This is a genomic window from Oceanobacillus sp. B139/18 (assembly GCF_055524595.1).
This window is the reverse complement of the sequence record NZ_JBVFXI010000012.1, coordinates 29,283-56,246: the sequence shown is the minus strand read 5'-3', so window position 1 is coordinate 56,246 and position 26,964 is coordinate 29,283. Positions and strand designations below refer to the sequence as shown.

The 26,964-nt window shown below is 39.6% G+C and carries 24 protein-coding genes, 8 tRNA genes and 1 rRNA gene; 24 read left to right on the top strand and 9 right to left on the bottom strand.

Annotation, left to right across the window (positions count from 1 at the left end):
• Window positions 1–14 precede the first annotated feature (14 nt).
• The 3 genes from rrf (at window position 15) to ACZSMY_RS21955 (ending at window position 308) form a co-directional block, all read left to right on the top strand.
• Window positions 15–130, top strand: a 5S ribosomal RNA gene (rrf, locus tag ACZSMY_RS21965).
• 27 nt (window positions 131–157) lie between these two features.
• Window positions 158–229, top strand: a tRNA-Asn gene (locus tag ACZSMY_RS21960).
• Window positions 230–235: 6 nt separating this feature from the next.
• Window positions 236–308 (top strand) — tRNA-Thr (locus tag ACZSMY_RS21955).
• A 329-nt stretch (window positions 309–637) separates the two neighbouring features.
• On the opposite strand, the gene ACZSMY_RS21950 is transcribed toward ACZSMY_RS21955, so the two are convergent.
• Both ACZSMY_RS21950 and ACZSMY_RS21945 read right to left on the bottom strand, forming a co-directional pair.
• Window positions 638–1,549, bottom strand: a complete 912-nt coding sequence (locus ACZSMY_RS21950) for a glycine betaine ABC transporter substrate-binding protein (protein WP_465148291.1) — start codon at window positions 1,547–1,549, stop codon at window positions 638–640.
• 644 nt (window positions 1,550–2,193) lie between these two features.
• Window positions 2,194–2,589: a VOC family protein gene (locus ACZSMY_RS21945; protein WP_042531008.1), complete on the bottom strand. Its 396-nt coding sequence runs from the start codon at window positions 2,587–2,589 to the stop codon at window positions 2,194–2,196.
• Between the two features lie 200 nt (window positions 2,590–2,789).
• Here ACZSMY_RS21945 and ACZSMY_RS21940 point away from each other — a divergent pair, with 200 nt between their 5' ends.
• From ACZSMY_RS21940 to ACZSMY_RS21895, 10 genes are all read left to right on the top strand, one after another.
• The gene (locus ACZSMY_RS21940) at window positions 2,790–3,026 is read left to right on the top strand and encodes a hypothetical protein (RefSeq protein WP_042531011.1); all 237 of its coding nucleotides are present in this window, start codon (window positions 2,790–2,792) and stop codon (window positions 3,024–3,026) included.
• Window positions 3,027–3,720: 694 nt separating this feature from the next.
• Complete coding sequence (locus ACZSMY_RS21935) at window positions 3,721–4,554, top strand: sugar phosphate isomerase/epimerase family protein (protein WP_052484943.1); 834 nt, start codon at window positions 3,721–3,723, stop codon at window positions 4,552–4,554.
• Window positions 4,555–4,638: 84 nt separating this feature from the next.
• Window positions 4,639–5,610, top strand: a complete 972-nt coding sequence (locus ACZSMY_RS21930; protein ID WP_042531013.1) for a tripartite tricarboxylate transporter substrate binding protein — start codon at window positions 4,639–4,641, stop codon at window positions 5,608–5,610.
• 61 nt (window positions 5,611–5,671) lie between these two features.
• Window positions 5,672–6,187, top strand: coding sequence for a tripartite tricarboxylate transporter TctB family protein (locus ACZSMY_RS21925; protein ID WP_052484944.1), 516 nt, complete (start codon window positions 5,672–5,674; stop codon window positions 6,185–6,187).
• Between the two features lie 19 nt (window positions 6,188–6,206).
• Complete coding sequence (locus ACZSMY_RS21920) at window positions 6,207–7,712, top strand: tripartite tricarboxylate transporter permease (RefSeq protein WP_042531015.1); 1,506 nt, start codon at window positions 6,207–6,209, stop codon at window positions 7,710–7,712.
• Window positions 7,713–7,821: 109 nt separating this feature from the next.
• The gene (locus ACZSMY_RS21915) at window positions 7,822–8,820 is read left to right on the top strand and encodes a PdxA family dehydrogenase (RefSeq protein ID WP_193065327.1); all 999 of its coding nucleotides are present in this window, start codon (window positions 7,822–7,824) and stop codon (window positions 8,818–8,820) included.
• A gap of 89 nt (window positions 8,821–8,909) precedes the next feature.
• Entirely contained in the window at window positions 8,910–9,899 is a 990-nt protein-coding gene (locus tag ACZSMY_RS21910; protein WP_193065328.1) for a dihydroxyacetone kinase subunit DhaK, read from the top strand.
• A 20-nt stretch (window positions 9,900–9,919) separates the two neighbouring features.
• Complete coding sequence (dhaL, locus tag ACZSMY_RS21905) at window positions 9,920–10,579, top strand: dihydroxyacetone kinase subunit DhaL (protein ID WP_042531021.1); 660 nt, start codon at window positions 9,920–9,922, stop codon at window positions 10,577–10,579.
• Window positions 10,580–10,678: 99 nt separating this feature from the next.
• A complete protein-coding gene (gene tkt, locus ACZSMY_RS21900; RefSeq protein ID WP_368901931.1) occupies window positions 10,679–12,691 on the top strand; it encodes a transketolase in 2,013 nt (670 codons plus the stop codon).
• Between the two features lie 301 nt (window positions 12,692–12,992).
• Window positions 12,993–13,775, top strand: coding sequence for a DeoR/GlpR family DNA-binding transcription regulator (locus tag ACZSMY_RS21895; RefSeq protein WP_319022584.1), 783 nt, complete (start codon window positions 12,993–12,995; stop codon window positions 13,773–13,775).
• Window positions 13,776–13,871: 96 nt separating this feature from the next.
• Here the strand turns inward: ACZSMY_RS21895 and ACZSMY_RS21890 are convergent, their stop codons facing one another.
• The 3 genes from ACZSMY_RS21890 to ACZSMY_RS21880 all read right to left on the bottom strand — a co-directional run bounded on the left by ACZSMY_RS21890 (window position 13,872) and on the right by ACZSMY_RS21880 (window position 16,005).
• Window positions 13,872–14,354 carry an RpiB/LacA/LacB family sugar-phosphate isomerase gene (locus ACZSMY_RS21890; protein WP_368901930.1) on the bottom strand — a complete coding sequence of 161 codons (483 nt, stop codon included), beginning with the start codon at window positions 14,352–14,354 and terminating at the stop codon, window positions 13,872–13,874.
• Between the two features lie 260 nt (window positions 14,355–14,614).
• The gene (tpiA, locus tag ACZSMY_RS21885; RefSeq protein ID WP_368901929.1) at window positions 14,615–15,388 is read right to left on the bottom strand and encodes a triose-phosphate isomerase; all 774 of its coding nucleotides are present in this window, start codon (window positions 15,386–15,388) and stop codon (window positions 14,615–14,617) included.
• Between the two features lie 251 nt (window positions 15,389–15,639).
• Window positions 15,640–16,005 carry a helix-turn-helix domain-containing protein gene (locus tag ACZSMY_RS21880; protein ID WP_193065333.1) on the bottom strand — a complete coding sequence of 122 codons (366 nt, stop codon included), beginning with the start codon at window positions 16,003–16,005 and terminating at the stop codon, window positions 15,640–15,642.
• Between the two features lie 160 nt (window positions 16,006–16,165).
• On the opposite strand from ACZSMY_RS21880, the gene ACZSMY_RS21875 reads away from it, so the two are divergent.
• On the top strand, window positions 16,166–16,759 hold the full coding sequence (locus ACZSMY_RS21875; protein WP_465148290.1) for a class D sortase: 594 nt from the start codon (window positions 16,166–16,168) through the stop codon (window positions 16,757–16,759).
• 56 nt (window positions 16,760–16,815) lie between these two features.
• Here the strand turns inward: ACZSMY_RS21875 and ACZSMY_RS21870 are convergent, their stop codons facing one another.
• From ACZSMY_RS21870 to fabI, 3 genes are all read right to left on the bottom strand, one after another.
• Window positions 16,816–18,054: a metal ABC transporter solute-binding protein, Zn/Mn family gene (locus ACZSMY_RS21870; protein WP_368901928.1), complete on the bottom strand. Its 1,239-nt coding sequence runs from the start codon at window positions 18,052–18,054 to the stop codon at window positions 16,816–16,818.
• Window positions 18,055–18,289: 235 nt separating this feature from the next.
• Window positions 18,290–19,714, bottom strand: a complete 1,425-nt coding sequence (locus ACZSMY_RS21865) for an aldehyde dehydrogenase family protein (RefSeq protein WP_042531037.1) — start codon at window positions 19,712–19,714, stop codon at window positions 18,290–18,292.
• Between the two features lie 183 nt (window positions 19,715–19,897).
• A complete protein-coding gene (fabI, locus tag ACZSMY_RS21860) occupies window positions 19,898–20,674 on the bottom strand; it encodes an enoyl-ACP reductase FabI (protein ID WP_042531039.1) in 777 nt (258 codons plus the stop codon).
• A 438-nt stretch (window positions 20,675–21,112) separates the two neighbouring features.
• Between fabI and ACZSMY_RS21855 the strand changes: the two genes are divergently transcribed.
• From ACZSMY_RS21855 to ACZSMY_RS21810, 10 genes are all read left to right on the top strand, one after another.
• Window positions 21,113–21,187 (top strand) — tRNA-Glu (locus ACZSMY_RS21855).
• Window positions 21,188–21,190: 3 nt separating this feature from the next.
• Window positions 21,191–21,266 (top strand) — tRNA-Val (locus ACZSMY_RS21850).
• Between the two features lie 4 nt (window positions 21,267–21,270).
• Window positions 21,271–21,346: transfer RNA gene (locus tag ACZSMY_RS21845), tRNA-Thr, on the top strand.
• Window positions 21,347–21,388: 42 nt separating this feature from the next.
• A tRNA-Tyr gene (locus tag ACZSMY_RS21840) sits at window positions 21,389–21,473 on the top strand.
• Window positions 21,474–21,482: 9 nt separating this feature from the next.
• Window positions 21,483–21,557, top strand: a tRNA-Gln gene (locus ACZSMY_RS21835).
• Window positions 21,558–21,652: 95 nt separating this feature from the next.
• A tRNA-Lys gene (locus ACZSMY_RS21830) sits at window positions 21,653–21,725 on the top strand.
• A gap of 334 nt (window positions 21,726–22,059) precedes the next feature.
• Window positions 22,060–23,349, top strand: coding sequence for a hydroxymethylglutaryl-CoA reductase, degradative (locus tag ACZSMY_RS21825; protein ID WP_193064930.1), 1,290 nt, complete (start codon window positions 22,060–22,062; stop codon window positions 23,347–23,349).
• Window positions 23,346–24,302, top strand: a complete 957-nt coding sequence (gene mvk, locus ACZSMY_RS21820; protein ID WP_212929419.1) for a mevalonate kinase — start codon at window positions 23,346–23,348, stop codon at window positions 24,300–24,302. The genes ACZSMY_RS21825 and mvk overlap by 4 nt, the downstream gene beginning before the upstream one ends.
• Window positions 24,303–24,398: 96 nt before the next feature.
• Entirely contained in the window at window positions 24,399–25,373 is a 975-nt protein-coding gene (gene mvaD, locus ACZSMY_RS21815; RefSeq protein WP_042531045.1) for a diphosphomevalonate decarboxylase, read from the top strand.
• Window positions 25,374–25,382: 9 nt separating this feature from the next.
• Window positions 25,383–26,498: a phosphomevalonate kinase gene (locus tag ACZSMY_RS21810; protein WP_042531047.1), complete on the top strand. Its 1,116-nt coding sequence runs from the start codon at window positions 25,383–25,385 to the stop codon at window positions 26,496–26,498.
• A gap of 288 nt (window positions 26,499–26,786) precedes the next feature.
• On the opposite strand, the gene ACZSMY_RS21805 is transcribed toward ACZSMY_RS21810, so the two are convergent.
• A complete protein-coding gene (locus ACZSMY_RS21805) occupies window positions 26,787–26,939 on the bottom strand; it encodes an aspartyl-phosphate phosphatase Spo0E family protein (RefSeq protein WP_139089041.1) in 153 nt (50 codons plus the stop codon).
• Between the last annotated feature and the right edge of the window lie 25 nt (window positions 26,940–26,964).

Genomic DNA, 26,964 nt, shown 5'->3' with positions numbered 1-26,964 from the left:
CTATATTAAGTAAGTCTGGTAGCGATAGCGAAGAGGTCACACCTGTTCTCATGCCGAACACAGAAGTTAAGTTCTTCAGCGCCGATGGTAGTTGGGGGCTTCCCCCTGCGAGAGTAGGACGCCGCCAGGCTTATTTTTTTACATATTTAATTTATATTCCACAGTAGCTCAGTGGTAGAGCAATCGGCTGTTAACCGATCGGTCGTAGGTTCGAATCCTACCTGTGGAGCCTTTTGCTTCCATAGCTCAGCTGGTAGAGCACCACCATGGTAAGGTGGGGGTCAGCGGTTCGAGTCCGCTTGGAAGCTTAGTGTTAAACGCTTATCCTATAAAGGGTAGGGCGTTTTTTTGTGTTTATAAGGCTCTATACTGAATGTGGTGGTGTCCTCCGTTCCATCGTCAGATGGAAAGAAGGCAAAAAAATACACTCCTTTTCCTCTCTCTGATACCCTTGAGTTGTCGAGACAAAAGGAATGGGAGAGGAAAAGAGTGCATCATCATTTTATCACAGAGTTATTAGGAATAAAAGATTCTCATGTAGATGTGTGGATATCAGACTTAAAAAAGGTTTCCATTCAATAGATATATTTATTGAATGGAAACCTTTTAATTATATAACAATGATTAGAGCTAAGAATTAATCCTTTGGTTCTAAATCCTCAAGTGAATCAATATCCATATAAGCTGGTACTGCCAAACCAGTCTTAGCACCATCTAAGTTTGGTCCCAAATCATCAAAATCGCTTTCGTATTGCTCATATAATTCGGCATGTGTCACGGGCATCCATACAGCTAAGGATGCATCAGCACTTCCGGTAGCGATGGATTCAAACATAATAGCTGGGTCAACCTGTGTCAATGTTACCTGAAACCCTTGTTGTTCTAATGCAATTTTAGCAATATTTGCTGTGAAAATAGCATCATCCCAGGGTAAAAGAGCCAACTCAATGGAAGTGCCATCTACAGAATCTACGCCATCTGTCCACTCTGTAACAATTTCCTGATTAGCATCTGCCCAGTCCTGCGCTACTGTTTCAAAATCCTTTTCTTGAGCTTCTAATAGCGCTTCTTCTACGTCTGGAAGCTCTAACTCGATACGATCAAGAATTGTATAAGCTTCAGGCATTTCATCCTTCAGGCCCTCTCTGACTATCGTTGTGATTTGTTCTTCATCTCCATGGATTCCCTGTGGATCATCTAAGTATTTTAAATCCCACTGAGCAAACTTATAGTGAGGAGACCAAGCACTGAAAACGATTGGTTCTTCATTTTCAATAGCATCACTTAATTGCGTTAACATTGCTCCTGCGGAAGACAGCTCCTGCTCCCAACCAGCAAGATTATTGTAGGAATCTAAAACTTCTTCATTTTTTAGAGTTTGCCCGGCACCAGGTTCTGTTCCAGTGATTGTATAATCCAGTTCGTCACTAATATTTGCTTCAGCGTGTACGTCCCCATCATTGGAATTGCAGCCTGCAACAATGAGTGATAAAGATAAACCAGTAATTATACCGAGACTTTTCCAAGTGAATTTCTTAAATTTCATCATATGTAAAAATACCCTCCAATTTTATGTACTGCTTTTCTAATAACGTTACCAATTACTTTATAATACACAGAGTTTGTTATGAGCCGGCAGAATCAATGCTATACTTATTAGGTTTTTAATTCAAACGCTAAAAATAGTTGTTTCTGCATAAATAAGTTGTTAAAAGCGGATTAAACATAGGTTTCTGTAAAAGAGCAGCCTTTTACTGCGTCTATCTCTGTATTACATGTTGCTTTCGAATTTTAGTTAGAAGTTTATGTATTGGAAGTATAGGGTGGTAGGAATTTAGCAAATAATTTTCAAGAGTACAGTCTTAGTTTGGAACGCTTAGATCATAGGAAATCAAAGTAGTTTAAACAACATATGATGTTAGAAAAAATTAAATTTAATATAGTTAATAATTGAATTTAAAAAGCTCAAAAAGTAGAAATAAAAGCATTATGTAGCTAATGAGTCTTCTTCCCTCAGGCTAGCATCCGATAGAGGAAAAGAGTAAATAAAACATGTGTAATCCATTTTAAATTCTCTACCTTTTTCAAAATTGAAAATGCCTATATAAAAAAGCAAATCCATTGAAAATAGGATTTGCTTTTTTATATAGGCATTAAACTATACTACATCCGTTGTACAACAAATAGCTGATATTAAGGTGCAACCAGCTCTACTTTTATTCTATCCGGATCTTCAAAATAAACGGCATAATGATTGTCTCCGCCCGCAAATGGATGTTGGTCAGCATAAAGAATAGATACCCCTCTTTGCTGGAGCCTTTTCGTCATGTCATCTACAAATCTCCGGGAATCTGCATGGAAGGCTAAGTGATTTAAGCCAACTCGGCATCGATGATAAGGAATATCCAGAAATCTTTCTTCCGCTTGTACAAAAACGAGATACGTTTCTCCCAGTTTCCAGCTTTGCCCGCCGTCCCAATTTTGAAAAGGTGTATATCCCAGCTCGCTTAAAAACCAGTCCCAAAAATGAATCGTTTTATTTAAATTAGTAACATAAATTTCAATATGATGAATTAGACCATGGTTCAAAGGAACGCCTCCTTAAATGCAGTAATTATCTTGACTTACTTAATTATTATCTATGCAGATAGATACAATAGGTTTGAAAAAAGTTTACAAAATACGGGATGAATGAGAAAATAAATAGTATATATCTTGATAGAATAAATGCATTATAATCTATTATAGAAGAGCTAGATGATAAAGAAAAGTATTGGAGGAGGAGTTTGATGGTTGAGCGTTATGTTAAATTAGATAAAATTAATGACGTTAAAGATTTTGTAGAAAGAGTATCTGGGTTTGAATACAAGGCAGAGGTTATTTCTGACACATATATATTAAGTGCAAAATCCATTATGGGGATATTCAGCCTGGATTTGACAGAACCTTTAAAATTAAGAGTTCATGCAGATAGCTGCGATGATCTATTAGAGAGTATTTCACTTTATCTTGTTGATAAAGAATAAACTATGAGGGGTATTCAGTTAGGTAACTACATATACTGACACCCCTTTTTTATGTGCGTAAGTAATAGATTTCTCCATAAGACAATGAAACCCTCAAAATGTTTTCCTCGGTGGTTGTTAAATAAAACCTTTCCATTATTGTTCTGTTTTGCCTTCAATGTTGTAAATGTTTCTAAGTAGATTTTTCAACATCTCTTAATTCTATTTATGAATTTCCTGTTTTTGATTTTTTTCAAATGTTTTCGTTTAACATAATGTTTTAAAGGCTAATAAACGATGACTCTTTTAGAGTTAAAGATAGTATTTAATCATTCATATTGAAAACCTGATGATTTCGTAATTTCTGACACCTATTGTAATTAATCAGAGTAGCTTCAATAAGTATGCTCAAACGCTGCATCTAAGTTATATAAGATAGCAAGAATTAAGTAATTGAACTTGTTAAAAAAGAGAAATTTAAATAAGATAGGTCTTTTCGTTGGTTTAATTGGGAAAATAATCAAAATGAAAATGATATAATTAATAATTACAAACATAATCAACAACGAAAAAAAATATTAACTAAATTTATCACAAAAAAACAAAAATATTATTGACAAATCGAAAATAAATGATAATATTAATCTAAGGATTTTGAAACCGATTTCAAGTCACTTTTAAAGTTTTATCCTTTATACAAATAGGGAGGTTACAAATGAGTATTAAATTTGGTTGTCATACATCAACTTGGGAACTAGATTACGATAAAGAGACAGACTATTTAGACAATGTAATGAACACAGTGAAGGATGCAGGATTTAAAGGGGTAGACGTACAGGTTGCGATGTTAGGAAGATATCAAAATAATCCTGAAAAACTAAAAAGAGCATTAGATGAAAGAGGTATATATTTAGCAGCTTTAACAGTACCTTTTACTTGGGAAAATGATGAAGAAACAGAAAAAGAAAAGGAACGTGCGGACTATTATATTGATTATCTGATAAATTTTCCTGGAGCAGTTATGAATCTCCCGTCTCGTGTCGGTCCTAATAGAGATAATTTATTAAAGCGTCAAAAGCAGATTATCGCTTGTGCAAATGCCGTAGGAAAAAGAGCATATGAAAAAGGAGTACAAGCTTCTTTTCATCCTGCTTCACCAAAAACTTCTTATTTCAGAACAAAGCAAGACTATGATGTTTTGTTTGAACTGCTAGATAAAACATATATGAGTTATACTCCTGATGCTGGTCATATAAAAGCTGGAGGAATGCGCCCAGAAGAAATTATTAAAGAGAATCTTTCTATTATCAAACATGTACATTTTAAAGATTGTTCTAATAATTTTGAGTGGAAGGAAATGGGCACTGGAGATATTGATTTCCCTTATATCGTACAGACTTTAAAAGATAGCGGTTACCAGGGGTGGATAATGATTGAAGAGGAAACAGAAGAGGCTGCGGAAGACCCGAATCAGGTGATTTTAAATGTTGGGAAATATGTTGAGGAAAAATTGAGACCGATTACAGATGGTGTTAACCAGGATAACTAATTTCCGTTTTACAGTAATATTTTTAGGTTTTTAATTTAACGCTAGTTGATTTTCAATATTTATAAAGGATGAGGGAGGATTATTATGAAGTTTAAAATAGGTCTTGTTTTATTATCCGTGATGATGTTATTGGCAGGATGCGGGGGAAACAGTGAAGAGGGTAATGCGGCAAATAATTATCCGGAAAGAAACATTGAAGTTTTAGTAGGGCATGGTGCAGGAGGAGGAACAGACTTATTTGCACGTGCTGTGACTTCGGAGTTAGAAGATATTTTAGGAGTAAATATTAATGTTGTTAACCAAGAAGGAGGAGCTGGGGTTGTTGCGGCTCAGAATGCTTATAATGCTCCATCAGACGGATATACTTTAGTGGGGGATGCTGCTTTCCCGCTTACAGTAGCTGCGGGTACGAATCAGCATGGGTTAGATGATTTTACCCCAATTGCCCGTTTTCAAAGTGATACATATGCGCTTTGGGTAGACCCTGATAAATATAGCAGCATTGAAGATTTTATCCAAGCTGCAGAGGACAACCCAGGTGAAATTACTGTAGGTGGAACAGGTTCTATGGGGATGGATGAATTTACAGTATTTCTTCTAGGACAAGAAGCAGAAGTAGATTTGAGTTTTATAGCGATGGAAGGTGCAGGTGATATGCACGCTGGAGTTATTGGAGGACATTTAGATGCAATGGTTGAAGAATTCGGTCCGGCAAAAGCGCTTTATGATGATGGTTCAGTTGAACCTCTTGTAGTTTTTTCAGAAGAGAGATTAGATGAATTTCCAGATTTACCCACAACGGTTGAGAATGGTTGGGACTTAACAGATGGGAATGAGCGTGGTTTTTATATAAAAAGCGATGCTGACCCTGAAATTATTAGTGTATTAGAAGAGGCTATGAAAGAAGTCTATGATTCTGAAGAATATAAAGCGTATGAAGAGGAAAATTATCTGCACTTACGTGAAGGATGGATGGATTCAGAAGAGTTTACACAGCGGACAGAGGAGTTAATTGAACGATATACAGAAGTTGCTGATGAATTGCAAGGAAATTAATTGAGAAAGGGAGGGAAGAACCCTCCTTTCTTAAGCATTACGATATAAAGGTGGGACGAAAATGAATCAAGCAAAAAAAGACTATATTTTCTATAGTATTGTCATGATCTTTGCTATTTTTTTTCTTGCTTCTACTCCTCAAATCCAGAGTACAAATCAATCTTTTATTATTGGACCAGCGACATGGCCATATATTCTTCTGATTTTAATGATTTTTTTGGGACTGTACGGGATTGTTAGCACATTAATTAAAGCAAAGGTAATGAAGTCAGAGGAATTAATAGCTAAAGAAGAAGCAGCACCAGTAAAGAAAATATTTCATTTGTCCATTCCGGTTGTTTCTTTATTGGTAGTAATTATTTATGTATTATTGCTGAATGTAATTGGTTTTATTTTCTCTACCGTTTTGTTCTTATATGGCATTACGCTTTTACTTGGTACAAAAAAACAATTAACGGCTATTTTATTTTCAATTATAACAATGGTAGTTTTTGTTATTCTGTTTTCTGTTTTATTACAAATCCCATTACCAAGGGGTATAGGTGTTTTTAGAGAACTCAGCCTGTTTTTTTACTAAGTTGTAAGGGGGCAACACAATGTTGGATTATTTAATATCGGGACTATTAAATGTAGTCACTGACCCAATAAACCTAATTATGCTAATTGCTGCAATATTTATTGGATATTTGGGCGGAGCTATTCCGGGGGTTAGTGGAACAATGCTGGTGGTAATAATGGTTCCGGTTACTTATTCATTTGAACCAGATTCGGCTTTTATTTTACTTACTGGGATATATGCAATAACTGCATTTTCAGGTGCTATTAGTGCTATTTTACTTAGAACACCAGGAACTCCAGAAGCGGTAGTAACCACGTTTGACGGCTATCCTATGGCGCAGAAAGGGCAGCCTGGAAGAGCTCTGGGGATAGCAATTTTCTGCTCCGTTGTAGGAGGAGTTATTGGTACACTCTGTTTGATGCTAATTTCCCCAGCGTTGGCGAACGTAGCCCTCTCTTTTTCAGCTCCAGAGTATTTTGCTTTAGCAGTAATGGGATTGACGGTAGTAGCTTCGCTTAGTGGAAAGGCTTTGGCAAAAGGGTTGATAGGAGTATTAATCGGGTTAATGATTAGTACAATAGGTATGGATCCGTTGACAGGAACATTGCGTTATACTTTTGGATCTTCAGCTTTATTATCAGGAATTGATTTGATTCCGGTAATTATTGGACTTTTTGCTTTATCGGAATTCCTTAAAAAAACGACAGAGAGCCATGCTGTGCAAGAGGTAATATCAAATGTTAAAACAAAGTTATTTGAAATAGAAATATTTAAAAAAATAAAAGGTACAATGGCCAGATCTACTATTATTGGTATATTTGTCGGCATTTTACCGGGGATAGGTGCAACTACCGCCTCTATGCTTAGTTACAGTGAAACGGTAAGGTGGTCTAAAGAAAAAGAAAAAGATTCTTATGGTAAAGGTAATCCAAAGGGGATTGCTGCATCGGAAACAGCAAATAATGCTGCAGCAATGGGGACGCTTGTTCCGTTATTATCATTGGGGATTCCGGGCGGCGCAACTGCAGCAGTTTTATTAGGTGCTTTTGTTCTTCATGGAATGCAGCCGGGCCCGACACTATTCAGTACGGAGCCAGAATTGATGTATACCATATTTGCAGCATTGCTGATTGCGAATTTAGTTATGCTGATTGTATCAAAACCATTTATAAAAATATTTCAAAAAATAGTTAATGTTCCTTATTCTATTTTAGGTCCGCTTATTGTTGTGTTTTGTGTTATTGGTACTTACACAGTCCGGAATAGTTATGTTGATATTTTGATTATGGTTGTGTTTGGGATTATTGGTTTTATCCTTGAAAAATACCGTTTTCCTTTGGCGACAATTATTCTGGGTGTCGTGTTAGGTCCGTTAACGGAAAGTCAATTTAGAAGAGCTGTTGAGATGTCTAGCGGAGACTTTTCTATTTTCTTCACAAGACCTATTAGCTTAACTTTATTGATTATTTCAGCATTAATGTTGTTTTTCCCATTAATTAGCGGATTATTTAAAAAGAGAAAAAATCAAGAGCAAGAGGGCTAACCTAATAGATAAAGAAAATTAATGATTTATATTTGCTCTCATTAAAATGAAAGGCAAGAGAAATATCATCATCAAAGAATGTGAAATTATTTATTGAGGAGGAGTTTAAATGAGTAAACCACGAGTTGGGTTATTATATGGAGATGCGGCAGGGGTAGGACCGGAAATTGTTGCGAGAGCAATGATAAAGGAAGAAATTTTAGAACAAGCAACATGGGTTTTAATAGGAGACGAAAGAATCTTTCAAAGAGGTGCTGAGGTAGCGGGTAATGAAATGAAGTATCAAAAGGTAGATACAATAGACGATGTTGATCCTGCGAAGGGCAGCTTATGGCTTATTGATGTAAAATCTACTGATCCTAATGATGTCGAATATGGTACTTTATCTGCTGCTTCAGGAAAAGCTGCAGGAGACAATTTAGTATATGCGCTTAATTTGGCAAAAGAAGGAAAGTTGGACGGTTTAACTTATGGTTCTATGAATAAAAGTGCCCTGTATCAGGGAGGGTATGAATTTAAGGATGATATTCATTTAGTAGCTTCTGTATTTGAATTAGAATCAGGATTTAGTGAAGTGAATGTAATGAATGATGTATGGTTTACGCGTGTGACATCTCATGTTCCTTTAAAAGAAGTCGCAGAAAATATTACTAAAGAAAGTGTACTAGAAAGTATCTATTTTGCTAATGAGATTGTTTCTAAAGCGGGTATTAAACCCAAAATAGCAATTGCTGGACTGAATCCACATGCAGGAGATAATGGATTATTAGGTGATGAAGAAAATGATATTATCATCCCGGCAATTGAAGAAGCGAAAAAGAATGGTGTGGATGCTCATGGACCATTCCCGGCAGATACAATGTTCCTTAGGTTAGAAAAAGAATCATTTAACACTCTGCTCGCAATGTACCATGACCAAGCTCAAATAGGAATGAAAACATTAGGATTTAGCAAAGGAATTACGATTAGTGGAGGACTGCCAATTGTAATTACAACTCCAGCTCATGGGACAGCATTTGATATTGCAGGTAAGGGAATCGCGGATTCGAACGCACTGGAAGAATCATTAAAATTGTGTGTGAAATTAATCAATAACGGATATAAGTAAAACGATTATAACTTGTAGAGTTCTCTCCTTTAAAGAGAAAGGAGAGAACTCTACAGAACAATACATAAATAACCGAGGAGGTTCCTCTCATGAAAAAAGTCATTAACAATCCAGGTGATGTAGTTGAAGAAATGCTAGAAGGAATTATGCGCGCACATCATGGTAGCTTCCAAAAAATAGATGGAGTAAATGGAATCGTTAAAAAAGAATTAAAAGATAAAGTAGCTGTTGTTACTGGTGGCGGTAGCGGTCATGAACCTCTTTTCTTTGGTGTAGTTGGGGATGGGTTGGCTGACGGAGTTGCGATTGGAAACGTTTTTGCTGCTCCTACGCCGAATACGGTTCAAGAGGTAGCAAAAACAGTGGACTCTGGCAAAGGGGTTTTATTTATATACGGGAACTATGCAGGGGATGTTCTTAACTTTGATATGGCAGCAGAGCTCCTTGAATTTGAAGATGTGCAGACGACCACTGTTAAAGTGACGGACGATGTGGTTTCTGCACCGTTAGAAAGAAAAGAAGATCGCCGTGGAATTGCGGGAGATATTTTCGTTATTAAAGTGGCAGGAGCAGCTGCTGAGAAAGGTCTTTCTTTAGAAGAAGTAACAGCGGTATCACAAAAAGCGAATGAATATACTTACTCTATTGGGGTAGCATTATCGCCTGGAACCATTCCTGATTCTGGGGAACCTACGTTTACATTAGCTGATGATGAAATAGAGTTAGGGATGGGTATTCACGGGGAGCCGGGGATGGAACGGACCAAACTAATGCCGGCTGATGAACTGACCAATCAATTAATGGAAAAGTTATTAGATGAAAGTCAATTGACATCGGGTGATGAAGTGAGTGTTTTAATCAATGGCCTTGGTTCAACAACATTAATGGAATTATTTATTGTTAATCGCAAAGTAGCGCAAATTCTCGATGAAAAAGGAATTGGCATTCATGATATCGATGTAAATAATTATTGTACAACCCAGGAAATGGGTGGATTTTCGATTTCTTTACTGAAATTGGATGATGAATTAAAAGCATATTATGATGCCCCGGCAAATGCACCATACTACAAGAAATAATGGAGTTGGAGGGATTTACAATGACGGCAACGGACGTAAAAAAATTGGATGCTGCGCAAACAAAAGCAATGATTCTCTATGCAGGAGAAAAAATAAGAGAAAATAAGCCATTGTTAACCAAAGTCGATAGCGCGATTGGTGATGGCGACCATGGAATTGGTATGTCAGTAGGCTTTGAAAAAGTGGAAGAAAATCTAAAAGATCAAGAATTTACAACGATTAATGATATTTTTAAAAAGACGGGTATGTCCATGGTGCAATCTATGGGAGGAGCTTCTGGCGTTATTTTCGGCACGATGTTTCTTGGCGGTGTAAAAGATCTGGATTCTAAAAGTGAATTAGATGTACCTGTACTTTCGGAAATTTTTAGTGCATCCTTAGATGCGATTAAGCAGCGGGGTAAAGCCAGTTTAGGAGATAAAACAATGATTGACGCTCTGGAGCCGGCTGTTAATGGGTTGAAAGAGAGTGTAACTGACTCTGCAACACTATTAGAAGCTTTGAAAAAAGCAGAAGAAAATGCTGCTGATGGAGTAGAGAAATCTAAGAATTATATTGCGAAATTTGGAAGAGCAAAATCTTTAGGGGAAAGAGCGCTTGGTAATCAAGATGCTGGTGCTACAAGTGTATGGATCATCTTTAAATCCATGAGAGAATGGGTAGAGCAATTAAATAAATAGATACGAGGTTAATATAGAGGCATTTCTAAGGAGTGCCTCTATATTATTGAGGCGATTAAAAACAGCAGCTTATATAAAGTAAGGAGAAGGTGATTTAAAATGACAAGTACTACAAACGTATCAACAGAACAATTATCTATTAATACAATTCGAACATTATCCATTGATGCCATTGAAAAAGCAAATTCAGGACATCCCGGTCTGCCGATGGGGGCAGCACCAATGGCTTACACGCTATGGACGGAATTTATGAGGCATCATCCGAAAAGTTCAAAATGGTTTAACCGTGACCGTTTTGTCCTTTCGGCTGGTCATGGTTCGATGCTTTTGTACAGTTTGCTGCATTTATCAGGCTATGACGTATCATTAAATGATATTAAAAATTTTCGTCAATATGGATCTAAAACCCCAGGGCATCCGGAAGTGCATCATACGGATGGGGTAGAAACCACAACTGGCCCGCTCGGACAAGGAATTGCGACAGCTGTTGGAATGGCGATAGCGGAAACGCACCTGGCTGCTACTTATAATAAGGAAGGTTTTAATGTAGTCGATCATCATACCTTTGCACTTGTGGGTGACGGAGATTTAATGGAAGGAATTTCTCATGAAACTGCCTCCTTAGCCGGTCATCTTGGTTTAGGGAAATTAGTTGTCTTGTATGATTCAAATGATATTTCACTAGATGGTGATTTAGATAGATCTTTTTCAGAGAATGTGCAGGAGCGTTTTCAAAGCTATGGCTGGGAAGTCATTCGGGTGGAAGATGGAAATGATGTCGATGCTTTGAGAAAAGCAATGAAAGCAGCGAAACAAAATACGGAACAGCCGACACTAATTGAAGTGAAAACGGTAATTGGGTATGGGTCGCCCAATAAATCAGGATCTTCTTCTTCGCATGGAGCGCCTCTTGGTGAAGAGGAAGCGAAACTTACGAAACAAAACTATAACTGGGAATATGGTGCTTTTCACGTCCCCGTTGAAGTATATGACGATTTTAAAAATAAAGTTGCAGAAAAAGGTGCCAAGGCAGAAAGTGATTGGAATGAACTGGTAGAAGCTTATGCTGATAAGTATCCAGAAGAGGGGAAACAATTGCAATCAGTGATGAAAGGAGAATTACCGGCTAATTGGGATAAAAATCTCCCGGTCTATGAAGCTGGTTCTTCTCTGGCAACGCGAGCCTCGTCTGGAGAAGTGCTAAATGCCATCGCGAAGAATGTACCTAATTTCATCGGTGGCAGTGCGGATTTGGCGGGATCTAATAAAACAACGATAAAGGATGTATCTGATTTTTCAAAGGCTGATTACGCCGGGAAAAATATTTGGTTTGGAGTGCGTGAATTTGCAATGGCGGCAGCGCTTAATGGAATGGCCCTTCATGGCGGATTAAACGTATTTGGCGGCACCTTCTTTGTATTCAGTGATTATTTACGTCCGGCAGTAAGATTGTCTTCTTTAATGAAATTGCCAGTCACCTATGTTTGGACACATGATTCTATTGCGGTCGGGGAAGACGGACCGACTCATGAACCAGTGGAGCATCTAGCTTCTTTCCGTGCAATGCCTGGTTTGTCTCTTATCAGACCTGCGGATGGAAATGAAACGCAGGCAGCATGGAGACTTGCTGTGGAATCAACGGATCAGCCCACAGCTATTGTATTATCGAGGCAGAATCTGCCGACTTTACCAGGAACAAAGGAAAGTGCTTATGAAGGCGTGAAGAAAGGTGCTTATGTGGTGAGTGATTCTTCTCAAGGTGAGTCTGATGCTATTCTTTTGGCAACCGGTTCTGAAGTTCAGCTGGCTGTCGAGGCTCAAAAAGTATTGCGGGAGAAAAATATAGATGCTTCTGTCGTAAGTATGCCATCTTGGGATCGTTTTGAAGCACAAACGGCATCGTATAAAGAGAGTGTTTTGTTGCCTAACGTGAAGAAGCGGGTTGCTATTGAAATGGCCTCTTCATTTGGCTGGGACCGTTATCTTGGGAATGATGGAGTAATGATTGGTATAGATACGTTTGGGGCTTCTGGGAATGGAAATAAGTTAACCGAAGAATATGGATTCTGTGTTGATAATATTGTGGCGCAAGTGGAGCGTTTATTTGTTTAGAATCCGCAGAGATTTAATTTTTTGGTGAACCCAATTTTGGTTCTGCCAAACTCATAATATCCTCATCTATTAAGAATCGGGAGCAAACCGAATCCGATAGATGGAGGATATTTCATTTCCTTTGTTTCTGCTAAGGGAGCATGGATACATAACTTTTAATAAAAAAATTCATTATTTAAAGTAAAATTATCAATCGCTTTCATTTATTATTTTATTCATTCATTTTATGGTATAATACACCATAGACAACTATGGACTAATCAGGAATAGGAATAGATACTTTTTTTTGCGAGGATGACGGATGATGAAAATGTTTGTTACGGAAAGAAGAAACAAGATAATGGAACTCTTGCATGATAAGCAGCGGCTGACCGTGAAAGAATTGTCGGAGCAAATCGGTGTGTCTGAAGCAACCTTGCGTACAGATTTAAACAAAATGGAGAAAAACGGTCTTTTAACTCGTACACATGGCGGGGCAATGTTAAATCAACAGAGCGAGGTTGATTATGATACCAGTTTTTCTGTGCGTGAAAAACAAAACCGTAAAGAAAAATCATTGATTGCTAAGGAAGCTTTTCAGTTCATTGAAGAAAAGCAATGTATCTTGCTCGATGCCAGTTCGACAGCACTTGAGTTAGCACGTTATCTTAATGAACAAATGATCCGGCTGACAGTAGTAACGAGCGGGATTCAAACAGCGCTGGAGTTAAAGGATAACCCGAATATTACGGTTATTTTAATTGGCGGTGTGGTGACGAAGGGTTCTACGACAATGGAAGGCACATTAGGGGTGGAGTTATTAAACAAGCTTAATATTGATATTCTTTTTACTTCTGCCAATGGGTTTTCTGTAGAAAATGGAATGACCGATTTTAATTTGTATGAGGTTGAATTAAAACAACATATGGTGAAGAAAGCGCAGAAAATTGTGGCTGTTATTGATCATTCTAAAATTGGGGTGACTTCTAGTGCGCCATTTGCAAGTACAGATCAGATAGATGTACTTATTACCAATGATTCCATCGATTCGGATACAGAGCGGATTCTTGTGAATCATAATATTCAAGTGATTTCGGCGCTGTAAAGCGAGTAATTTTTTGTTTATATATACTTTAAGGAAAAGCACTGTACAAGAATTTTCTTACGTACAGTGCTTTTCCTTATGATAATATCGAAAACATTAACAAGAACTTTTTGCTGCATCTTTGAAGTTCTGATCAAGAAATTGGCTTTCTCTGTCAGTGATTTGATCTACTTTGCGTTGAGATCCGCCGGACCATGCTACATTCAGATAGGCTTCCACTACTTTTTTAGCGGACTCTGGTCCGATGACTTGGGCTCCCATTGCGATGATTTGGGCGTTATTACTTAATTGAGCGCGTTCTGCAGAGTACGTGTCATGCGCTGTCGCTGCGCGGATTCCCGGGTATTTATTAGCTGCAATTGCAACGCCGAGACCAGTTCCGCAAATAAGCACACCGCGTTCTATTTTCTTCTCGCTGATGGCTTCTGCTACATTGAAGGAAACCCCAGGATAGTCCACAGCATCGCAGGAATGTGCTCCGAAGTCCACCACTTCATGATCGGTTGATTCTTCAATAAATTTCTTTAACGTTTCTTTTAATTCATATCCGTTATGGTCTGCACCAATACCAATTTTCATTCTGCAAACTCCTCTCGTATATTTAATCTACTTTCATTATATACTTCTAATTTTCTTTTATCAACTTTTATTTTCGTTTTTAATCAATTTGATAAAAAATGAAAATAAAATTGCGTACTTTATGGAAGCATCTTTTTCGACTGTGTACAATTCTACAGAAAAAGATTCTTTTGATTCAAAGTATATATTTTAGATATACGAGAGGACGTTGAAGGTTTCAATCATTTTTTATATCAATTATTATTTTATTTCATTTGCTTTTATTTTATTTTTACTTGTTTCACTGTATGAAGAATTTGTTTGTAATTTGCAGGGTCATGTCCGAATCGGCCGATGAAAACCCCGTCTACATCGTCATGGGCGGTAATTTCATAGACATTGTCTTTGCTCACCGAGCCGCCGTAAATGATACGGATGGCTTCCGCTGTTTCTGCATAATATGCTTCTTTAACAATTTCGCGGATCAGTTCATGTGTCTGATGCACATATGCTGCATCGGCTGCTTCTGTCTTTCCGATTGCCCAGACTGGCTCATAAGCTAAGATGGTCCTTCCAATATGTTTTACGTCGACTTCACCAAAGGAAGTAAGGATTTGTTCCTTCAACGCCTGTTTACGTTCCAATTTATTCTCTAAGTACTCCTCTTCACCAATGCATAGAACGGGGGTCAGTCCTTTTTCCAGCGTAAGTTTTGTTTTCAAATGAATCATATCCAGTGTTTCGTGGAAAATACGTTGTCTTTCTGCATGGCCAATTTCCACATAGGTTGCGCCTATGTCGATAATAGATTCAATTGAAACCTCTCCGGTATAAGCGCCATTTTCATAGGGTGAAATATTTTGTGCGCCAAAGGCAATTTCAGACCCTTTTAAGGCTTGTGCTGCTGGGTAGAGGACACCTAAAGATGGGAAGGCGAATTTTTCTACTTCGTTTTCGTTTTTGGCCACTTCTGCTAAGGCTTTTACTAATTCCGTTGCTTTGTCGATTGTGTTAACATATGTTTTATAGCTGATTCCAACGACTGGTTTTCTCATATTATTATCCTCGCTTTCTACTTTTTGAATGCGTTTCCATTTATGATTGTATTTTTCCCTCTATCGTATAGGTATTTCATTGTACCTTTTACAAAGAAACTGTACATTCGCCGGAGGGCAGGCGAATTCGGGTTTTGGCAATACATCACCCCTTTCAGGTAGAAGTTTAAAAGAATAGCTGTTCAACAGCTTGGGTGCATTTTAAATCATCGTGCCAACGTCATGGGGCAAATCAGATAGAAACAGGATTCTCAATCCTTTCTTCTGCTTTTTTTAAATAGCATATAATCATACACATCTTGCATTTCCTCGGGAGTGAGAGCTGCCATATCACGGAGCATCGCTTCGGCATCGGGACTTATCTTTTGAATGTGCTGGACCAATTCATTCTCGTGGTCAGCTGCACTAGAAGGAGCTTCTTCTGCTCTGCCTAATAAATAGTCTGCAGTAACCTTCAATGTATCGGCAATAGCGGTTAATTCTTCTCCTTTAATTGGGCGTTCGCCAGATTCGATCCGATTCATGACACTGACGTTCATATTTACTTGTTTAGCCAGCTCTTTTTGTGTCCAATTTCGTTGCGACCGTAATTGAATGATTCGTTGACCGGTATTCATTGCGCACCTCTTTATTTCTATTTTAGAAATTAATTATAACATATGAAAACGGTGAAAAATAACTTCTGGCGAGGTTTGGATAGAAAAGCGAAAGTATAGTATAATTGTTATAGATTCAGTGTTGGAGATACATATTTTGGTTGATGAAGGAGCGGCTTCAATGAAACGGATAGGAATCCTTTTTATAATAGCAGGTGTCATTTGTATTGGTGTTTTTGGCTATCAAATTATAGGACACGAACAAACGCAAAAGCAGTCTTTGATTCAGGCGGAGGAAAGAATCAAACAAGGCGCCAATGAGCAGGGTGAAGCAGGCGGGGAGGATACAGAAAAATCAATAGAAGCGTTCGATGCGGACCAGGACGAAGCATTTGCTACATTAGAGATACCTAAATTGGGAAAAACGTTGCCTATTGTGGAGGGGACAGACCCAGATTCATTGCAAAAAGGAGTCGGACACTTATCCAATTCCGTTTTTCCTGGGCAGGGGGAGCAAATCCTCTTATCCGGGCATCGGGATACGGTTTTTCGTGATTTTGGTGAATTGGAGATAGGGGATACATTTGTGGTGCAGATGCCTTATGGTGAGTATACGTATGAATTAAGAGAAACGGAAATTGTGCCTGAGGATGACACTTCTGTCATCGGTGAGATGGGGGAAGAGGTATTAGTTGTCACTACCTGTTATCCATTCCACTTTGTGGGCAGTGCGCCGGATCGTTTTGTTGCCTATGCTTATCCGGTTTCTGAATAATAGAACAAAAAAGGAGCTTTCAACCTGATAAATCATATCTGGCTGAAAGCTTCTTTTTAATCATTTAGTACGGTTTTTAACGTTTCAATATTTTTTTCCATTAGACTGAAGTAATCTTCGCCGTTTTCTATATCCTCTTCGGTAATAGTCTCCATATTGCTCAGTACAGCACTGTCAGCGCCAATTTCGTCTTGGATAATTTCACTAATTCTGCTGCTGATATTTCGTTCAAAGACAACATACTTTAAATCATATTCGCGGGCAGTATCCACTATTTCCACCAAAGCAGACTGAGAAGGCTCCTGCGAAGAGGAGAGTCCATGGATGCTGATTTGTTCTAAGCCGTATCGATCTTCCCAATAGCCATATGCTGCATGGGAGACAATCATTTGCGGATGGTCTGCGTTCTCAATCGTTTGTGCTAATTCCTGATCCACCTGTTCCAATTGTCCTTCTAATTCTTCTAAGTTCTCCGTGAAATATGCTTCATGTTCTGGCATTTTTTCGATAAGAAGATCGGTAATATTTTCAGCTAATTGAATGCTGATGACAGGGTCAAGGAAAACATGCGGATCACCCACACCGCTTTCGCCGTCATGATTATCGATCAATAATTCAACGACGCCTGATTCGGCAATTACTTCTCCATCTGCATCTTCAAGCTCCAGTTTTACTTCTAACGTATCGTTGATTTGTGTTTCAAAGGAAGCATCGTCCGCTTCTTCATCCAATTCCCATTCCTCTGAACCCTCTGTGCGGAAATACCAGTTCCATCCCGCGATGTCTTCATCGACATTTGCTTCTGCTTCTATGGAAGCTGTATCGCCGCTGTGGTAATGGTCATTGATGCCGTCAATGATAATGTCGCCGTTGTCCTCTGCTTCTTCCTCGTTGTAATGTTCTTCTTCATTCTCATGAGCGTGCTCCGCTTCTCCGCGAAGAGGGATATCTTCACCGATGGCAGAAACCTCTACATTTTCTCCTTCTAAAATATCCTCCGCTTTGGAAGCAAAAGGCTCCATGCCGACACCGGAATAAATAAATAAATCCTTCTTAGCTAAATCGACCATCTCACGTGAGCTTGGTTCGTATGTGTGTGCATCCGCATTTGGCGGGTAGATGCTTTCTACATCGACATAATCGCCGCCGATTTTGGAAATAAAATCTTCTAATGCGAAAATAGTAGTAGAAATTTCAAGCTGTTCCTGATCTCCATCCTGACTGTCCTCTGCGGATTGACAGCCTGCAAGGAAAAGAAGGAATAAACCGAAAAAGAGAATGACCCGTTTTTTCATTGAATTGAACCTCCATTAATTTATATAGTGCGTTTGAATTTCTTATAAAAAAGAAAAATAAGTAATCCTTACTATTATGGTTTGCTTCGTAAAAAACAAACAATGAACCTGTAATTCTTATTATTCGTAATCGTTACGATTTAAAATTTACAGGTTTTTAGAGGGGTTGTCAAGGAGTTTTTTACAAAAAAATTGTCAGCAGCTCATTTGCTGCTGACAATGGATGTGGTATTTATTAAGGTAAGCCGACAATCGTTTTTGGTTCTAAGAATTCTTCGATGCCGTAATCTCCCCATTCGCGTCCAATACCAGACTGGTCGAAACCGCCAAATGGAGCGGTAAAGTCAGCTTGTTCATTATTGACTACAATTCTGCCGGAGCGAAGGCTTTTTGCTGTTTTGGTCAGCGCCTCCGGATCATTACCGACAACATAGCCTGCTAACCCATAAATTGTACCATTGGCAATTTCAATTGCTTCATCTAAATCGTTATAGGTGATAACGGAAAGTACAGGACCGAAAATCTCTTCCTGGGCAATCGTATCTTCAGGTTTTACATTAGTAAATACAGTCAGTTTAGAATAATATCCGGTTTCCAAGCCTTCTGGTTTACCTGTTCCGCCGGTAACTAGAGTTGCGTTACTGTCGATTCCTTTTTGGATATAGTCTTGAACGGTTTTCCATTGATCCTCCGATACCTGTGGTCCGGTGAAAGTAGACTCGTCTTTTGGATCGCCGACAGGATATTCGGAAATATGGTTTTTAATCGCTTGGATAAAATCATCATGCATGGATTCTGGGACCAATGCTCGCGTTCCTGCTGTACATACTTGACCTGTATTGCCAGCGATATGGGAAATAGCTGTTTTTGCAGCATAATCCACATCTGCATCATCCAATACGACAATTGGCGATTTGCCGCCAAGCTCTAAGGAAACCTTTTTAATATCTTGAGCGGCGTTTTCCATAATTTTCGTACCTACGCCGCCGGATCCTGTAAAGGATACAAAGTCGATATCTGGATGAGAGCTGATGCCGTTACCGATGGTAGAGCCTGTTCCGTTTACCAGATTGAATACGCCTTTTGGAACACCGGCAGCTTCGAACACTTCTTTTAATAAGACAGCCGCGAAAGGTGTTTCTGTTGATGGTTTTAATACGACGGTGCTGCCCGCTGCAAACGCACTAGCCAGCTTTGTAGACGCCTGATTTGTCGGGAAATTCCAAGGCGTGATTAAACCAGCGACGCCAATCGCATCCTTTTGGATAAAGGAGTTTTCCCGGTTTTCAGTAAAGTCAAAATCACGTACCAGTTTTGCCGCTGTCCGGAAATGATTTAATCCCATCTGATATTGTACGTTGGTTGTAAATGTTACTGGAGAGCCAAGCTCTGCCATGATAACTTCAATAAATTGATCTTTTCGTTTTTCATATTCATCTGCGATTCGGTCTAATAAATCAGCACGTTCTTCTTTGGTTGTTTGTGAAAACGCCGGGAAAGCATCCCGTGCAGCTTGAACTGCTTTATCAAGATCCTCTTTGGTACCAGAGCTGATTTCACCAATTTTTTCTTCGGTTGCAGGGTTGATTACATCAATTGTTTCGTTTCCAGTGGAATCAACCCACTGACCGTTAATATAATGCTGTATATAGTTATACATTTTCTCCACCCCTTTGCTTGTTTTTCAATAAAGAATATTCAATAATACGTTATCAGCCTTTTTGAATATCCATTACTACTTGTTCCCGCAATAAAAAGTGATTAAACGTAGTAGAGAACATGGATTTAGCCAATAAAAAAACTGTCTCTTCTTAAATAATGAAGAGAGACAGTTTTTGAGAGATTAGCCGCCAATAATATTGAATCCGGCATCTACATGCAATACTTCGCCGGTGATTCCACGTGCCAGTTCGCTAAGAAGGAATAATGTTGCATCTCCAACTTCGTCTTGATCGATGTTGCGGCGCAGCGGAGCTTTTTCTTCCACAACTTGAGATTTTTCGTTGAAATTAGCTACTCCTTTTGCAGAGAGTGTACGGATTGGGCCGGCTGACACAGCGTTCACACGAATGCCATCTTTGCCCACATCTTCAGCTAGGTAGCGGACGCTTGCTTCCAGAGAAGCTTTAGCAACACCCATCACGTTATAGCCAGGAACGACTTGTTCTGCTCCGATGTAAGTTTGTGTCACGATCGAACCGCCTTCAGTCATCAGTTCCTTCGCAGCATTTGTTATGGTTACTAAGGAATAAGCGCTGATTTCTTGAGCAAGCAGGAAACCATCGCGGGAAGTAGTGACAAATTCACCCTGCAGGTCTTCCCGTTTAGCAAAGGCAACAGAGTGAACCAAGCCGTGAATCACGCCGATTTTTTCTTTTATTTCATGAAAGGCTCCCTGAATACTTTCATCGGATTCAACATCGCAAGAGATGATTGCTTTTGGTTCAATTTCATGCTTCTCTAAAAGTTTTACTAATTTTTTGTAGGATCTTTCCTGTCTATTGGTGAAAATAAGGTTCGCTCCGGCATTATGTAGAGATTTTGTAATACCCCAAGCAATACTTCTTTCGTTAGCGACGCCCATTACAACAATGTTTTTACCTTCTAATAATTTTGTCATACGTATCCTCCATTCAACATTTAACTTAGCATCTATTATAACGGATTAGTACCAGGTGATAAAGTTATAAACTGTTTTTCTTTTCTATAAGAAGTATGTGTGATAAGTAAAAAAGCAGTTCAGTTGGACTGCTTTGCCGATTCAGAACCCAGGTAATCGCAGTCGGGAAAATATACGGTACTTTCCTGCCGGAGAATTCTTGTTGTCAAAAAAGATACTCACGCTGGTTTTATATTTATAGAAGAAAAGAGAGGAAATAAGAAATGAGAAGCCTTGGAAATAGTGTCATAACGGGTTTGGTGGAGTGATTTATCGACTTTTGAAAAATAAAATAAAGTTTTTTTCATTTTTCCCTTTACAAACGGTTGGTTCCTCGATATAATAAAATTCGTCAGTTTGCGAGAGAAGCTTTCAAAAAGCCTCTCAGAAACGCACTATGGCCCGTTGGTCAAGCGGTTAAGACACCGCCCTTTCACGGCGGTAACACGGGTTCGAATCCCGTACGGGTCACCAAATGGAGGATTAGCTCAGCTGGGAGAGCACCTGCCTTACAAGCAGGGGGTCGCAGGTTCGAGCCCTGCATCCTCCACCATCACGCCGGCCTAGCTCAACTGGTAGAGCAACTGACTTGTAATCAGTAGGTTGGGGGTTCAAGTCCTCTGGCCGGCACCATTTTTTCATGTATATAATTGATAATATGGTTAACAATAATATGGAGGGGTAGCGAAGTGGCTAAACGCGGCGGACTGTAAATCCGCTCCCTCAGGGTTCGGCAGTTCGAATCTGCCCCCCTCCACCATGTTTTTGTTGGGCCATAGCCAAGCGGTAAGGCATCGGGTTTTGATCCCGTGTACCCCAGGTTCGAATCCTGGTGGCCCAGCCAATTTTATTTTTTAGAAGAAATACATGATAATACTATTACTGATAATAGTATTTTTTTATGGACAGGGCTATATATAATAACCTGTCTTATCATAGGAGCCATTAGCTCAGTCGGTAGAGCATCTGACTTTTAATCAGAGGGTCGAAGGTTCGAATCCTTCATGGCTCACTACAAGCATGACAAGTATAAAATACAGAAAAACGGGATAATTTTATCTCGTTTTTTTCTTTATCAGCATAAAAATCTCATATTATTTGAACAACAGTTCGACGTTAGTAAAGAGCCTGACATAGTCTGAGCAGTCCAGCGTTTTTGGTATATGTTAGAAGCTGGAAATACCAATGCATTACGGTAATGCTGCAAACATAGTTTCAGTCACGAAATAAGTATCTTCTGAATGAAAAAACGATAGAATTCGTGTTATAATCAAAATAGTTTATTTTAGTACATTGTAATAAAAAAGCATATTTCAGATATGATAAATAAAAAGGATGAGCTAGGCATGACCTCTTCAAGGATACCAGGTTTTTATAATATGACGGTAGAAGAAAGGCGGGCATTATTACGTGAGGCCTTTACTTTAACAGATGCAGAAACGCAAAATTTGTCTAACGCCGATGCGCTTACGGTAGGAAAAGCAGATAATATGATTGAAAACGTCATTGGCACCTATCAATTACCATTCGGATTGGGATTAAACTTTTTAATAAACGGGAAAGAATATGTAGTACCGATGGCTATTGAAGAAGCTTCTGTTGTTGCTTCTGCCAGTCATATTGCGAAGATAGTCAGAGAGGCTGGCGGTTTTCGGACAGAATCAAAAGAAAGACTGATGATTGGGCAGATTCAAGTGGTTGGATGTCCGGATTTTCAAGAAGCAAAGCAGCAAATCCTTCGTCAAAAAGATATATTAATGAAAGCTGCCGATGATGCCTATCCAAGCATTGTCAGCCGCGGAGGCGGTGTGAGAGACTTAGATGTACGGGTTTTGAATGAGAACGATGCATCGTCTTATAGCAAAATGCTGGTCATGCATATCTATGTAGACACCTGTGACGCCATGGGAGCGAATATGATTAATACCATGGTGGAATCGATTGCGCCAATCGTGGAAGAAATAACCAAAGGAAAAGTGCATTTGCGTATTTTATCGAACTATGCCGATCGCAGCCTGGCTACAGCAAAATGTGTAATACCTCCGCATCTGCTAAAAACAGGTTCGTTTGCTGGAGAAGAGGTCAGAGATGGTGTCATCCATGCGTATGAATTTGCTGCCTCTGACCCGTATCGTGCAGTAACGCATAATAAAGGGATTATGAACGGCATTGACCCTGTTGTGATTGCGACAGGAAATGATTGGCGGGCAGTAGAGGCGGGGGCACATGCTTATGCTGCCAGAAATGGTCATTATGGTTCCATGACTACGTGGTCAAAGGATGAAGAAGGTAATCTCGTTGGTGAAATTGAGTTGCCAATGTCGATAGGAACTGTCGGGGGAGCGACTCGCGTGCACCCATTAGCTGATTTTTCTTTATCCGTTATGCAAATTGAATCAGCAGAAGAGCTTGCGCAGGTAATTGTAGCAGTTGGTCTTGCTCAAAATCTTGGAGCGCTCAAAGCGTTGGCGACCGATGGGATTCAAAAAGGGCATATGGCGCTTCATTCACGTTCTGTTGCGATAGCTGGCGGAGCAACTGGGGAGATGATTGATGTGATAGCAAAACAATTAGTAGAACAACAAGAAATCCGTGTGGGAAAAGCTAAAGAATTGGTGGAACAGTATAAACAATGAGTGCAGAAAAAGTAACAGCATCGGAAAAAACAGCTATTGGCGTAGCTCATAGTAAGGTCATTTTAATTGGAGAGCATTCGGTTGTACACGGGCAGCCGGCAATTGCTATTCCATTTCCTTTAATTGGCGTAGAGACGGTAATTGAGTATGTTCCTGGAGCGGTGAAAATGGACAGTACCTTTTATCATGGCCCATTGCGGCATGCCCCGAAAGAGCTGGAAGGAATTGTGGAATGTGTCTCTAGTTCTTGTGAATATCTTGGGATTCCTTATAAGGATTTGTTAATACGGATTAATTCCTCGGTACCGCCAGGAAAGGGTCTTGGTTCAAGTGCATCTGTCGCTATTTCTATTATTCGCTCTTTATTCCATTATTGCGATAAGGAATGCTCGACAGAAGATTTGCTGCAATTAGCGAATGTGGCAGAAACCTATGCGCATGGAGCACCAAGCGGGCTGGATACCTTAACGATCACTTCCGATAAACCAGTGTGGTATAAAAAAGGAAGTCCTGTTGAGCACATTGAATTAGGAGAAGACCTGCATTTTATTGTTGCAGACTCCGGCAGATTTGGGGATACACGTACATCAGTTGAATCGGTAGCAAATCTGTTAAAAGCAGCTCCGCAGCGTATCCATTCCAAAATAGAACGGATTGGGGCGTTAACGCATCATGCAAAAGATGCATTGGAAAAAGCTAGTAAACAGTTTTTAGGTCAACTGTTAAATGAAGCACAAAAAGAACTGGAAGCATTAGGAGTCAGTGATGCCGGTTTAAATAAATTGATTCGCTTTGCCCGGGAAGAAGGGGCTTTAGGTGCGAAATTGACAGGCGGCGGAAATGGCGGTTGTATCATTGCGCTTGCGCAAAATGAAGTTCATTCAAAGCAGCTGGCAGAGAAATTACGCCGTTTTGGTGCAGCAGCAGTCTGGCCGTTTGTTTTGAAGAAATAAAGCGATGCCTCATTCGGCGGGGCTTTTCCCCGGCTGAATGAAGCCGCATGAAAAGAATGATTTGACAGGGATTGTAGAAAAGGAGATTCAAATAATATGAAGGCAACAGCAAGAGCGCATACGAATATTGCTTTAATCAAGTATTGGGGGAAGCGGAATGAATCATTGATTCTTCCTGCCAACAGTAACCTTTCCGTGACATTAGATGGTTTTTCTACAGAGACAACCGTTCATTTTCAGGAAGGGTTAAAAAAAGATTCCTTTCATTTGAATGAACAGAATGTAGAAGGAGATGCGCTTGGAAAGGTAGCGATATTTTTAGATAAGGTGCGTGCTCTTTCTGGAAAGGAAATCTATGCACAGGTTCAATCTGTGAATCATGTTCCTACTGCTGCCGGATTTGCTTCTTCTGCATCTGGTCTTGCAGCATTAGCTGCAGCAAGCTCCAAAGCAATCGGACTTTCTCTAAATGATACGGAATTATCGAAGCTGGCTCGTCAAGGCTCTGGTTCTGCTTCCCGTTCGATTTTCGGCGGTTTTGTTGAATGGCAGATGGGGGAACGGGAAGATGGATCCGATTCGTTTGCCGTGCAAATTGCTGACAAGTCACACTGGGATATTCGCATTGCTGCTGTGGTTTTGTCAAAAACAGAGAAAAAGGTCTCAAGCAGGGAGGGGATGCGACGTACCGTAGAAACCTCTCCTTTTTATGCAGGCTGGCTGGAGCAGACAGCAAAGGATCTGCAAGAAATAAAACAAGCCATTAAAGTGAAGGATTTTGAGAAGATGGGAAGCGTTGCAGAAGCGAACTGCATGCGCATGCATGCTACAACTTTGGGAGCGAATCCTCCGTTTACATACTGGCAGGATACCACGATGCGAGTGATGCAGACGGTACAAACCTTAAGAGAACAAGGGATTCCTGCCTTTTTTACGATTGATGCCGGCCCGAATGTAAAAGTTTTATATTTACCAGAAAACGAAGCTAAGGTGAAAAAACGCCTGCAGGCAACAGAAGGCGTGGAGGATATTATAATCAGCAAACCCGGAAGCGGAATAAGCTATAGATAGGAGGATAATATGGTGGCAAAATCAATCACGGTCAAAGTACCAGGGAAATTAATGATTGCGGGAGAATTTGCCGTATTAGAGCCTTATCAGAATCTGGCAGTGATGGCTGTGAACCGTTTTGTCTATGCGACGGTAGCGGAAGCGGATAGCCACCAGCTGACTCTTTCGGACTTTTCTCTTCATAAGGTTCCATGGTCTTGGCGAGAGACAGACATACATATTGATTCAGACGATCCCAGGCTGTCTTTTGTTAAGAATGCACTCCGGATTACATATCGTTATTTAGAAGAACAAGGACTGCCAGTTCTTCCGATGCATGTTTCTACACGCAGTGAGCTGGATGATGCCTCTGGCGTGAAATATGGATTGGGCTCCAGTGCAGCGATTGTTACTTCTATCGTAGCGGGAGTATTACGTTTTCAGGCTCCGCAATTGGCTGAAAAAGATACCATTTTCCGTCTGGCTGCGATATCGCATGTGATTACGCAAGGAAACGGATCGGGAGCAGATATCGCTGCATCCACTTATGGCGGGCTGCTTCAATTCTCTTCTTTTCAGGCAGATTGGCTTCTCGAAGCATACCAGGAAGCGGGGTCTGTCACAGAAGTCGTAGAGAAGGATTGGAAATATTATAAAACGAAGCCGATTACGCTGCCAGAAAATGTTTACTTTTGTGTAGGCTGGACAGGCAGTGCTGCATCTACGAAAGATTTAGTGAACCAGGTGCGCTTATTGAAAATAAACAATGCGAAAGCTTATACTTCATTTCTGAAAGACAGTGAACATGCCGTATCTCAGTTTTTAACTGGCTCAAAAGACAATGATATCAATCAATTATTTGCTGGGATAACAGCTAACCGAAAAGCGTTGAATCAAGTTGGGAAAGCAGCAGATACAAATATTGAGACACCCGATTTAACCGTCTTATGTAACTTGGCAGAGGATTTGGGTGGCGCAGGAAAGCCTTCTGGCGCTGGAGGCGGAGATTGCGGGATTGCTTTTATGCCTTCGCAGGAAGCTGCGGAACAACTAGCGCATGCGTGGGAAGAAGCAGGAATCAAAGCTTTGACGTTATCTCCTTCTACCGGCGGAGAGACGGTGATGGAAGAGAATCATTCTGTTTAAGAAATATTAGAAAAGATAAAGGAGAGCCGTTTTGCAATTCGATGCATTGTAAATCGGTTCTTTTATTTTTGCATTTAAATCAAAGGAATTCTGATACCATCTTCAAATATTTTCAAGTTTCTTATAAAAAATAAAAAATGTTTAATGAAGTGAAGGACAAAATAAGATATTATTATTCATAGAGATATAGTTGGTGAGGGGAAGATTACATAGAGATGTTTGTGGATAGGAAATGTAACAAAAAAAGACATACACAGGACATGTCTTTGAAAATTGAGTAAGGATGATTTAAGAGGTTTTTTTTAAATAAGCAAAAATTAATGCATCCAATTTTTCGCTTGTGGACAGAACAGGTTCTGAGTCTAATCCATGCTCCTCAGACAATGCCAGCATTTCTTGCCTGCATTGTTCAATCTCCATGAATAACGATTTTTTATCCACAAATTTCACTCCTTTTTTAGTATAC